Raw genomic sequence first — 10765 nt, forward strand, 5'->3', positions numbered from 1 at the left:
CCTGATTCAGGGTGAGCTGGATCCAGCTGCAGGTCCGCAGCGCTTCGCCCTGCGCACGGGTGCGGTCGCGGTCGTGGGTGGGGTAGCCGTAGCAGGACAGGCAGCAGGTCAGCAGGCAGAGGTCGTGCGGGCCGTCGCCTTCGCGGAACACCCATCCGGTGGTGTGGCCTTGCCGCCAGGTGTGGATGCGGCCGACGGCGGATCCGAAGTGCAGGCCTTCGACGTCACGGAGCCAGGAGTCGGCTGCGGCGAGGTCGTCGGGATGGAAGTAGTCGGTCGTGAAGTTCAGCGGCGCGATACCAGAGTCGTCGTAATCACGATCACGGGACCCGGACGATGTCGTGTGTCATGGTCGTAGATCTGAGGTGCTCGACCTGGCCTGCTGAGCGCGGAGCCAGCGCCGTGCTCACGCTGGGAATGCCGGGGTGATCGTTTGTCGACCCGTGGCGCGGTTTTCCGGCATGGATTGCGGCTCGATCGCATGTCAAGGACCGGCAGGGCCCAAGCGGGTACCGGATGCATGGTGGTGGCAGACTAATCTGCTAGCCGGTCACGTCTGGATGCTTCGACCATCCTCACCCTCAAGGTCCGAGGTTGCCTTCTGCTGCCTCGTCTTCTCGCACCTGTCGACGCAATCGACCTGTCGAGGAAGGATTGGCGAGCGCGCGGACTCGCCGGGATGCTCGAGTTCACAGGCCTTGCCGCTCACAGGCCGCGCGATAGCCGAGTTCCTCCCGCTCTCACCCGACCTGCACGATCGGTCGAAGTAGCAGTTCATAAGGAACCATGTAACCTCTCTGAGCGCGCTCGTCCTCCACGAGACGCGGTCTCCAGCCAAGGCTCGAACGCATTGCGTCGATCTCGATCGCGCCGACACTACGCGAGGGAGAGGAAGAGCTTCTCGAGTTCTGCGAACGACACGGATCCCTCGGGGTTCTCGCTCTCCTCGGGGTCGGCGAGGCACTCCTTCATCGCGGTGGCGATGATGTGGAACCCGGCCTTGTCGAGTGCGGACGACACGGCGGCTAGCTGTGTCACGACCGGTCGGCAGTCGCCGCCGCGCTCCACCGCGGCGATCACGCCCGCCAGCTGGCCCTGTGCCCGCTTGAGGCGATTCAGGATCTTGCGCTGGTCGTCCTCCGCCGCGATCGTCATGTTCTCTCCTTGCTCGTGCGTGTCTGAACAGGATACCCCCTAGGGTATAGTCGTAGATACCTAGGGGGGTATCTGAGCGAGGAGTGGATCATGTGTCGTGCGGTGACGTGTCGGACCTGCGGGAAGACGACCTGGGCGGGCTGCGGTGAGCATGTCGACGCGGTGCGACGCACCGTGCCGGCATCTCAGTGGTGCGCCGGCCATCCGCAGGCCGCTTCGCAGCCGGGTGAGGGCGGCTTCTTCGCAAAGCTGTTCGGACGGTGATCCAGTGAGGGTCATCGTCGTCGGAGGCGTCGCCGGCGGAATGTCGACGGCCACGCGTCTGCGCCGCCTCGACGAGTCCGCCCAGATCGTCGTGCTCGAACGGGGCCCCGAGGTCTCCTACGCCAACTGCGGGCTTCCCTACTACGTGGGCGGAGCGATCGCCGAGCGCTCCTCGCTGCTGCTGCAGACGCCGGAGTCGCTGCATCGGCGATTCCGTCTCGATGTCCGGGTCCGGCACGAGGTCACCCGCATCAACCTCGCCGCGCGGACCGTCGAGGTGATAGACCTCGGGAGCGGGATCCTCAGCACGGAGACGTACGACAGGCTCGTCCTCGCACTCGGGGCCCGGCCCCACCGCGAGGCGAGCGCCGGGGAGGTCCCGTTCCTCAGTCTGCGCACGGTCGACGATGCCGACGCGATCTCCGCGGCTCTGACACGGCCGGGTACGCCCGTCGTCGTGGTCGGAGGCGGCTACACGGGCCTGGAAGCGGTCGAGAACCTGGTCGCGCGGGACGCGCGGGTGACCCTCGTTCATCGCGGCTCGCAGCTGCTCTCGCCGTTGGATCCCGAGATGGCCGCGCCGATCGCGGACACCGTGCGCGCGCACGGCGTCGACGTCCGCCTCGAGACGACCATCGACCGCGTCGAGCGCGGCGCGGTCGTCCTGAGCGATGGGGCGACGGTGCCGGCCGAGTTCGTGATCGACGCGTCGGGCGTCGTCCCCGAGAGCGCCCTCGCCGCTGACGCCGGGCTGCGGATCGGCGAGACCGGGGGGATAGCGGTCGATGCGTCCTGCCGCACGAGCGATCCGAACGTCTTCGCCGTGGGCGATGGCGTCGAGAAGACCGACCTCGTGGGCGGCGGCGGAGCGCTCATCACGATGGCGGGACTCGCCAACCGGCACGGGCGCATGGTGGCCGACGTGATCGCCGGACGCGACCGCGCGAGCCGCGGGGCGATCGGAACGGGCATCGTGAAGGTGTTCGACACGACGGCGGCCAAGATCGGATGGAGCGAGAAGCAGCTGCTCAGCGCAGGACGCGCGTACTACGCCGTGCACATCCATCCCGCCTCCCATGCCGGCTACTACCCCGGCGCCGAGACGCTCTCCATGAAGCTCCTCGCCGACCCCGATTCGGACCGGATCCTCGGCGCCCAGATCACCGGGGCGGACGGTGTCGACAAGCGCATCGACGTCATCGCCACCGCCATGCACGCCGGGCTTCCCGCCGCCGAACTCGCACAGCTCGAACTGGCCTACGCGCCACAGTTCGGCTCGGCCAAGGACGCGGTGAACATGCTCGGCTACGTCGCCGAGAACACTCGTACCGGGACGACTCCGACCGTGCAGTGGCATGAGCTCGCGGAGGTCCGTGCCGCCGGCGCCGTGCTCGTCGACGTCCGCACACCCCAGGAGTTCGGGAACGGCGCGATCCCCGGCGCGATCAACATCCCGCTCGACGAACTCCGCGACCGCCTGTCCGAGCTGCCGGCGGCGCCCCTCGTCGTGCATTGCCAAGTCGGTCTGCGCGGACACCTCGCGACGCGCATCCTCGCCCAGCGCGGCTTCGAGGTCCGGAACCTCGACGGCGGATACCGGACCTGGAAGGCCGGCATAGAACCGACGCACGCGGCGGCGACCGAGGAGGCTACGTCTTTGGCTATCTCGTGATCGGGGTCCGCGCTTCGCAGCCGATGAGTGGCGCACTCTGAGCACTGCTCGGAGTCGGACCAGGTTCGCGGGCCTACTTGTTGTGCGGCCGGGACGATTTCTCAGGTGACCCTGGGATTGCACGACGTAAGCTGGCGAGAGTCCGGGGGTCTCTGCCCGGACCAGACAACTGGAGCGCGGACTTTGAAAGCCAGCATCTCTAGCCCGCCGTCATCTTGGGCGCAGTTCCAGATCGGTCCGGTGACGGTTCACGCCTACGCGTTGTGCATTATCGCGGGCATCATCGTGGCGACGCTTATCCTGGGCCGGCGCTTGAAGCGTCGTGGCATTGAGCCGGGATTCGCGGTGGATATTGCGATGTGGTCCGTGCCACTCGGGATCGTGTGCGCACGCTTTTACCATGTATTCACTCACGTGGGGGACTACTTCGCACCGGGCGACAACCTCTGGAACGTGTTCGCGATCTGGGACGGCGGCAACGCCCTGTACGGGTCGCTGATCGGTGGGACGGTCGGCATCTGGATCGCGTGCCGGCGAGCCCAGGTGCGTTTCTGGAGCATCGCCGACGCGCTCGCCCCAGCCCTGCTGGTCGCCCAATCGCTGGGTCGACTCGGCAACTACTTCAACCACGAGCTGTTCGGGCTCCCGACGACGCTGCCGTGGGGTTTGCAGATCGAGTCGACCAATGCGAAGTTTCCGCCGGGGTTGCCCGCAGGGACGCTATTCCAGCCGCTGTTTCTCTACGAGATCGTCTGGAACCTACTCGGGTTCGCGCTGATCCTGTTCCTGGAGCGCCGGTTCGCCCTGCAGTGGGGCAAGGTGCTCGCCACCTACCTGATCTGGTACGGTGCAGGCCGCAGCTATCTCGAGTCGATCCGTATCGACCCCTCCAGTATCGGCTTCCTGGGCGTCCCCGCCAACGTGTGGGCCTCACTCTTTGCGGTCGCCCTCGGCATCGTACTGTTCGTCGTGCAGACCCGAAGGCATCCCGGCGCCGAGCCGTCAGCCTTCACCGGAGTATCGCGCGTGGCGATGCAAGAGGCTCAGTCCACGAAAGAGAAAGACTCATCGCACGATGTCGGTGAGCATCAAGCCACGACGAGCGCACCACGGTGAGCCTAGGCGCGGTTGCCTAGCGATCAAGACGCTTGCGGCGCACTTCGAGAATCGCACGTCGTACGGCCACTGCTGCCCAGAGAGCGGCGAACACGAACCACACCAGCTGCAATGGGGCGAAGATCCCGAGGATGATGAACACGATGATTGCGCTGACGTCGAGCAGAAGCACCCATCGATAGCGGGGGGTTACGCGGGGCATCAGTCCTCCTCCGTTGACGGCGGGTGCACGTCGTTGGTTTCCAGCTCGGCGTGTGCTTCGAGGCGTTCCGCGAACAGGGCCAAAGCGGGCAGCGCCGCAACAATCGCGGCTGTGTCTTTCGCTGCGAGGTCTCCCAGCGCCGCCTGCACGCGGTCCTCGTTGGCATGCTGCCATTGTCCATGTCGTTTGCGGCCGAAGTCTGTGAGAGTCAGCGTCACCGCGCGACGATCACCGTCACGTCCTCGTCGCTCCAAAAGCCCGGCCGTGACCATCTGCTGCACCAGGTTGCTGACGGTGTTGCGGGCGAGTCGTTGCCGTGCGGCGAGTTCGCTGACGCCGAGGCCTGGTTCGTCGGTGAGCCGCTGCAGTAGTTCGACTTGCGCCATCGGGAGAGACTCCCACGGCAGGTCTGACCTCACGCTGGCTCGCAGACTGCGCCGCAACCGGGTGATCACATCCGTGAACGCCCACGCGTCACTCGAGTTCGCGCCCTCTGCTGCCATGCCCGGTAGCCTACCGGAGATGTCCCTATATAGACTTGTTCTGTGACAGAACGATCGCGTGAGGGTCGGTGGTGGCGATGGCTGGGCCGGGAGGCTGCTCGGCCGGCATCAATTCGAGACTCCGTGCGCGCGCCGTGGCTGATCGTGGCAACGGTGTGTGTCGGGGCGTTCATGGGGCAGCTGGATGCGAGTATCGTGACTGTCGCGATTCCGGCCATGCGCTCCGACCTGCACGCGTCGATCGATGAGGTCGAGTGGGTCGCCCTGGTGTATCTGCTCGTCCTGGTCGGGACGATCGCCGCGGTCGGGCGGGTCTCGGACATGTTCGGGCGGAAGCTGCTCTACATCTACGGGTTCGTCCTGTTCACCGCGGCGTCGCTCGCGTGCGCGGTTGCGTCGAACATCGAGTGGCTGTTGCTCGCTCGAGTGTTCCAGGCCATCGGCGCGGCGATGCTGCAGGCCAACAGCGTCGCCCTGATCCGTACAAATGTGCCGAACACGAGCTTGGGCCGGGCAATCGGCCTGCAGGGGGCTGCACAAGCGATCGGGCTGGCGCTCGGGCCATCCGTCGGTGGCCTGCTGGTCGGGCTTGGCGGCTGGCGGTGGGTTTTCTTCGTGAACATTCCCGCGGGGATCCTCGGTGTTGGGCTGGCCTGGTTCCTGCTGCCGCGCACCAAAGTCAAGGCCCGACGCACGCGCCTGGATTGGTGGGGACTGATCACCTTGCTGCCCGGGATCGGGTTGCTGTTGTGGACGCTGTCCGCCGCCTCTCGGGGCCAGGCCTTGAACCCCTCGACCGGGATCGCTCTTGTTGCCGGAGTGCTTCTTCTGGCCGCGTTCGTCTGGATCGAGCATCACGTCGCGAACCCGCTGGTAGATCTGGACCTGTTCCGCTCGCCCGCCTTCAGCCGCGGCATCTTGACCGGGCTGCTCTGTTACCTGGTCCTGTTCGGTGTGCTGTTCGTCTTCCCGCTCTACCTCGTCGAGGGTCTCGCCCTCACCGCTGCCGCCGCAGGTCTCGTGCTCACGGTCCTCCCTGCCGCGCTGGGCGCGATCGCACCCCTTGCCGGTCGCGTCACAGACCGGGTCGGCCCTGCCCTGCCCACCACCGTCGGCATGGCGCTGACCGCGGCAGCGCTGGCCATCGCCGCCTTCGCTCCCTTGCCGTTGTGGGCACTCGGCGTGGTTTTGTTGATCATTGGTATCGGCCTGGGGCTGTTCACACCCGCGAACAACGCCACAGTCGCAGCTGCAGGGCCGGCACATCACGCCGGAATGGTCAGCGCCGTGCTCAACATGACCCGCGGATTCGGCACATCCCTCGGCGTCGCCGTCGCCGCGGCCGCGTACACACTCGGCTCCACCGCCAGCCACTCTGACAGCCAATCCGGATTCCACATCGCCGTGACCGTCCTCGCCATCATCGCTGCCGTCGCGGCGCTCGTGTGCCTGACACAACTTCCCAGGCGGACCCGCCGCGCGTGATGGAGCTTCATCGTCCCGCTAGACAGGATCGGGGAGCTGAGTGCGAGGCCGGTGCGAACAGCCGAAGCAACGGCGTCGCCCCACGCCCGGGGCCCCGTCGCGCTGGCTCGTCGACGCGATGAACGTGACACCAGCAGGGCGCGGGGGTACCGAGACACTCCAGTTGCTGAGGAAGGCTCGCCCGACGGTGGTGCTCGGCAAGGTCGGTTCTGTCGTCCGGAGCCCTGTGTCCGGTGCGGTACCGCCGGGCACCCGCCGGAAACATCCTTTGACGGTCGATGAGAGTTGGCAAGGACGGGTTAGCTCTCTCACTCTCATCTCACATAGCACTGCATACATTCGGAGGCATGACTGATTTCGCCATTCAGACGCAGCATTTGAGTGTTTCCTATGGGACACGGGATGCTCTGCGCGATCTGTCGCTGCAGATTCCGCGGGGTGAGATCTTCGGGCTTCTCGGGCACAACGGCGCGGGGAAGACGACCACGGTCAGCGTCCTGACGACGCTGATCCCGCCCACCGAGGGTGCCGCGCTCGTGAACGGGTACGACGTCGCCACCCAGGCTGCTGAGGTGAGGCGGTCGATCGGCTACCTGCCGGAGAACGTGCAGTTCTACGATCACCTCACCGTCAGAGAGAATCTGCGGTTCTTCGGACGACTCTCCGGGTTGCGGAGACCGGATCGGCGGATCTCCGAAGTCCTTGACTTCCTGGACTTCGGTGGCGTGGAGGATCGCCGTGTCGGCGGATTCAGCAAAGGGATGCGCCAACGGATCGGTATTGCTCAGGCGATCCTGCACGCACCGACGGTGCTCTTCCTGGACGAACCGACCTCGGGGCTCGATCCCGAAGGCGTGCGGGGCCTTCGAGACACGATCTCCCGGCTCAACAGCGAGTTCGGGATGACGGTCTTCATGAACACGCATCTCTTGTCGGAGGTGACGAAGACCTGTACCAGCATCGGGATCCTGCGCAACGGAGCCCTCGTACACGACGGCACGATCGCGGAGACCCGCGACGCGTACCCGGGGGACGACTCGCTTGAGGCTCTGTATTTCGCCCTCGAGTCCGCGCCGATCCGATGAACGGCTTCGCTGCATCCTTCGAACACGAGTTGCTGTGCACGAGGCGGGCTCGCATGCCGCAAGTGCTGCTGTACGTGTTCCTCGGGATGGTGTCGCTGTCCGCTGTCATCGGATGGAGCGCCCGGAGCACGGTGACTGCCGTGTACCGGCAGATCACGGCGTCCGGGCTCACGTCCGCGCCGAACCCTTTCGATGGGACGTCACCGCTCTACTACGCGCACAATTCCGTGATCTACGTTGTCCTCATCGGCGCCCTCATGGCCATCGTGCTCGGAGTGCAAGCGACCCTGCGCGACCGAAAGGCGACCACTTACAACCTGATCCTGAGCCGCCCGACGAACGCAGTCGCACGCCTGCTGGGCCAGCTTTCGGCGTTGAGCGTCGTGATCGCGTCCGTTGTCGCACTCAGCATCGTCGCGAGCTGGGTGGGCCTCTCGGTGATCTCCCGGGGGCCGCTGGGGCCGGACTCGACCCTGCGTCTCGTCTTGTTTGCCGTTCTGTCCTGGGTGCTACTGACCGGCTTCTGCGCGCTCGGCATGATCTCGGGGATCTACAGCAAGAAGGAGACGACAGCATTGCTGATCCCTTTCGTGATCTGGAGCTTCATCACCTTCGTTCTCCCACAGCTAGGGACGGCCGCCCGGCCGGTGGCGTTGCTCAACCCGGTGCCCTCTGTTCCTGCACCCACAGGCGGAGTGTTCGACGCCATCAACCTGGTCACCGGCCCGTTCGCGGTGACTGAACAGTTCAAGCATGCTTCCGCCATCCTGCTCCGAGACGCCACGACCACGGGTGACCCGGTGTCGGGGGTTATCGCGGTCGCGGCCTTCGCCGTCATCCTCGCCCTCGTCGTGGCGGCGACAACTCGTCAACGGATGAGGAGCGTACTCAATGACTGACCTGTTCGCCGTCGCATACAAGGAAGTACTGGATCTTCGACGGGATCCACTCCTGGGCGTGCTGTTGGGTTTCCTCACGGTCAGTATCGTCATCTCGGTGCTGATCGGCTCGGCGGACTTCCACGGGCAACTCGATGCTTACCGCCAGTACGTCAGCCAGCTGTCCAGCTCGAACAGCACCGCCGTCCCCGCGGCGCCGCAACTCTTCCCCTTGCAGCTGCTCCGCGGCGGCATCGAGTACGTCGAGATCCTCGGTGCTCTGCTCGCGGTCGTACTCGGGTACGGCACTGTCGCCAAGGAGAAGCACCGGGGCACACTCGATCTCATTCTCACGCGTCCGTTGCGTCGGTTCTCCCTGGCCGGCGGCAAGCTCGTCGCACTGTCGTTCGTCTGGTTCGTCATCGTCGCCGCGATCAGTCTCGTCTCGGTGCTGGCCGTCGCGACGGTCGGTGGTGCGGCGCTATCCGGTCACGATCTTGTTCGCGTGCTCATCCTGGCCGTCGTGGCCTGGGTGTACCTGATCTTCTGGAGCGCCTTGTCGGTCGGTATCACGGCGCTGTCCCGTCAGCTCAGTGCGGGGCTGATCGTCGGCCTCGTCGTGTGGCTGGTCGTGGTGCTGATCATGCCCCAGATCGGGGACACCATGGATCCCGACAACCAGGTGCCTGGCGGACTGTTCGCATCTCTCCAGATCAAGAAGGCGGATGAGCTCACGGTGATGGCGCATTTCAGCGGGTTCGACACGATCCGCAACGGGATCGAGGTGTCCTCGATCGAGAAGCACTTCGAACGCCTGTCGTTCGCTTTCACCGGAATCAAGCAGCAATACAACCAGCAGTCGCTCCGATACATCTGGGCGGACATGTTCCCGTACGCCATCACGCTGATGGCAGCGAGCGTCGCCTCCGTCATCTTTGCCCTGCTCGCCACCACCCGGCGCACTCTGAGAAGGAAGCTCCCATGAATCGAAAAGCCCTCATCGCCCTCATCGTTGCCGCCGCTGCCGTGATCGCGGCAGTGGTCGTCGGCGCCAACATCGCCGCCCATGTGCCGACCGCATCGAACGGGTCGACCACTCAGACGGCGTCTCCTGGCACAGCGTCTTCACTACTGCCCGTCAAGACCAACCCGATCCAGAACCCCAGCACGCAGCCCGGGCTGTCGATCGAGAACGCGATGGCTGAGAACAACGTGGACCCATCGACCAAGCAGGCGATCGGGGACCGGCTGCAGATCACTCTGAAGAACTCGTCCACGAAGACCCTCACCGGGTTCGAAGTCTTCTACACGATGACGGATGCCACCACGCATGCGTCCGAGTCCTACTACCTGCCTTTGACGGACCTCACGCTCCCGGCAGGAGCAACCACGACCGTCTTCTTCGACAACGAGAAAGGGCCGCACCACTACGCAGAGAACCGGTACAGCATCTACCGCAGCTCAACGAACAAGGTCGACTTCGCGATCCAGGTCAGCGCCAAGGACGCGGCCATCGCGAAAGGCTCCGCAACCAAGGGCGCAGGGACCGGAGAAGTCGTCGGCGGGTGACGACAACCTCACGACGCCGTCAGAGCGGGCACACGTCCGAAAGGTCGATCGGCTACAGTCAAACGTCAACCGAATGAGGACATGAAGACAGGTTCAACCCGATCATGAAGCTGCTCATCGTTGAGGACGATGTCCGAATCGCCAGCATTCTCGTTCGCGCTCTGACCGAGAACGGGTACGCGGTCGATCACGCCGACTCCGTGGAATCGGGGGTCGAAGCGATCGAGCTCGAGGCCTACGACCTGGCGGTCCTGGACATCATGCTGCCCGGCCACCCGCGAGGCGGAATAGAGGTGTGCTCGCGGCTGCGACAGCTGAGACCGCACACGCCCATCCTGATGCTCACCGCACTCGACTCCGTCGCATCCAAAGTCGGCGCCCTCGACGGTGGCGCAGACGACTACCTGGCTAAACCGTTTCATCTTGATGAGCTTGCTGCGAGAGTCCGGGCTCTGCTGCGCCGATCACCCCGAGTAACACCCCCCATGCTCCGTGCACGCGGAGGGATACAGCTGGATCCTGCAACCCGCACCGCACATCGGTCCGGACGCAGCATCCCGTTGACCGCGAAGGAGTACGCCGTCCTCGAGTACCTGATGCGCAACGCCGGGACGGTCATCAGCTCGAGTGAGCTGATCGACCATGCCTGGGACAGCAACTACATCGGCTTCAGCAATGTCGTACAGACCTACATCCGATACCTGCGGAAGAAGCTCAATCTCCCCGGCGAGGACGACATCATCCATACTCGTCGTGGAGCGGGGTACATCATCATGCCCGCCGACGACGGGGAGCCGTGAGATGTTCGCCTCTGCTGTACGACGACTGACCCTCAT

The 10765-nt window shown here is 65.1% G+C and carries 11 protein-coding genes; 8 read left to right on the forward strand and 3 right to left on the reverse strand.

Translation table 11 applies throughout. The features are described 5' to 3' along the window. Positions 1–876: 876 nt before the first annotated feature. Complete coding sequence (locus tag B7X32_RS13330; protein ID WP_292720413.1) at positions 877–1155, reverse strand: metal-sensitive transcriptional regulator; 279 nt, start codon at positions 1153–1155, stop codon at positions 877–879. Positions 1156–1423: 268 nt separating this feature from the next. Between B7X32_RS13330 and B7X32_RS13335 the strand changes: the two genes are divergently transcribed. Continuing rightward, a complete protein-coding gene (locus tag B7X32_RS13335) occupies positions 1424–3091 on the forward strand; it encodes an FAD-dependent oxidoreductase (RefSeq protein ID WP_292720416.1) in 1668 nt (555 codons plus the stop codon). 183 nt (positions 3092–3274) lie between these two features. Continuing rightward, a complete protein-coding gene (lgt, locus tag B7X32_RS13340; protein WP_366246992.1) occupies positions 3275–4207 on the forward strand; it encodes a prolipoprotein diacylglyceryl transferase in 933 nt (310 codons plus the stop codon). Between the two features lie 16 nt (positions 4208–4223). On the opposite strand, the gene B7X32_RS13345 is transcribed toward lgt, so the two are convergent. Together B7X32_RS13345 and B7X32_RS13350 are read right to left on the reverse strand one after the other, a co-directional pair. Further along, positions 4224–4409 (reverse strand): hypothetical protein, encoded by a 186-nt coding sequence (locus B7X32_RS13345; protein ID WP_292720419.1) that lies wholly within the window; start codon positions 4407–4409, stop codon positions 4224–4226. Then, positions 4409–4912 carry a MarR family winged helix-turn-helix transcriptional regulator gene (locus tag B7X32_RS13350; RefSeq protein ID WP_292720421.1) on the reverse strand — a complete coding sequence of 168 codons (504 nt, stop codon included), beginning with the start codon at positions 4910–4912 and terminating at the stop codon, positions 4409–4411. The genes B7X32_RS13345 and B7X32_RS13350 overlap by 1 nt, the downstream gene beginning before the upstream one ends. Positions 4913–5035: 123 nt before the next feature. Here B7X32_RS13350 and B7X32_RS13355 point away from each other — a divergent pair, with 123 nt between their 5' ends. The 6 genes from B7X32_RS13355 (at position 5036) to B7X32_RS13380 (ending at position 10729) form a co-directional block, all read left to right on the forward strand. After that, positions 5036–6397, forward strand: coding sequence for a DHA2 family efflux MFS transporter permease subunit (locus B7X32_RS13355; RefSeq protein ID WP_292720423.1), 1362 nt, complete (start codon positions 5036–5038; stop codon positions 6395–6397). A 347-nt stretch (positions 6398–6744) separates the two neighbouring features. Then, entirely contained in the window at positions 6745–7482 is a 738-nt protein-coding gene (locus tag B7X32_RS13360) for an ABC transporter ATP-binding protein (RefSeq protein ID WP_292720425.1), read from the forward strand. Further along, positions 7479–8381: an ABC transporter permease subunit gene (locus tag B7X32_RS13365; protein WP_366246993.1), complete on the forward strand. Its 903-nt coding sequence runs from the start codon at positions 7479–7481 to the stop codon at positions 8379–8381. The genes B7X32_RS13360 and B7X32_RS13365 overlap by 4 nt, the downstream gene beginning before the upstream one ends. Continuing rightward, positions 8374–9345 (forward strand): ABC transporter permease subunit, encoded by a 972-nt coding sequence (locus B7X32_RS13370; RefSeq protein WP_292720429.1) that lies wholly within the window; start codon positions 8374–8376, stop codon positions 9343–9345. The genes B7X32_RS13365 and B7X32_RS13370 overlap by 8 nt, the downstream gene beginning before the upstream one ends. After that, entirely contained in the window at positions 9342–9929 is a 588-nt protein-coding gene (locus B7X32_RS13375) for a hypothetical protein (protein ID WP_292720432.1), read from the forward strand. The genes B7X32_RS13370 and B7X32_RS13375 overlap by 4 nt, the downstream gene beginning before the upstream one ends. Before the next feature lie 104 nt (positions 9930–10033). Next, entirely contained in the window at positions 10034–10729 is a 696-nt protein-coding gene (locus B7X32_RS13380; RefSeq protein WP_292720434.1) for a response regulator transcription factor, read from the forward strand. Positions 10730–10765: the final 36 nt, after the last annotated feature.

This window comes from Microbacterium sp. 13-71-7 (genome assembly GCF_002257455.1).
Classification (GTDB): domain Bacteria; phylum Actinomycetota; class Actinomycetes; order Actinomycetales; family Microbacteriaceae; genus Microbacterium.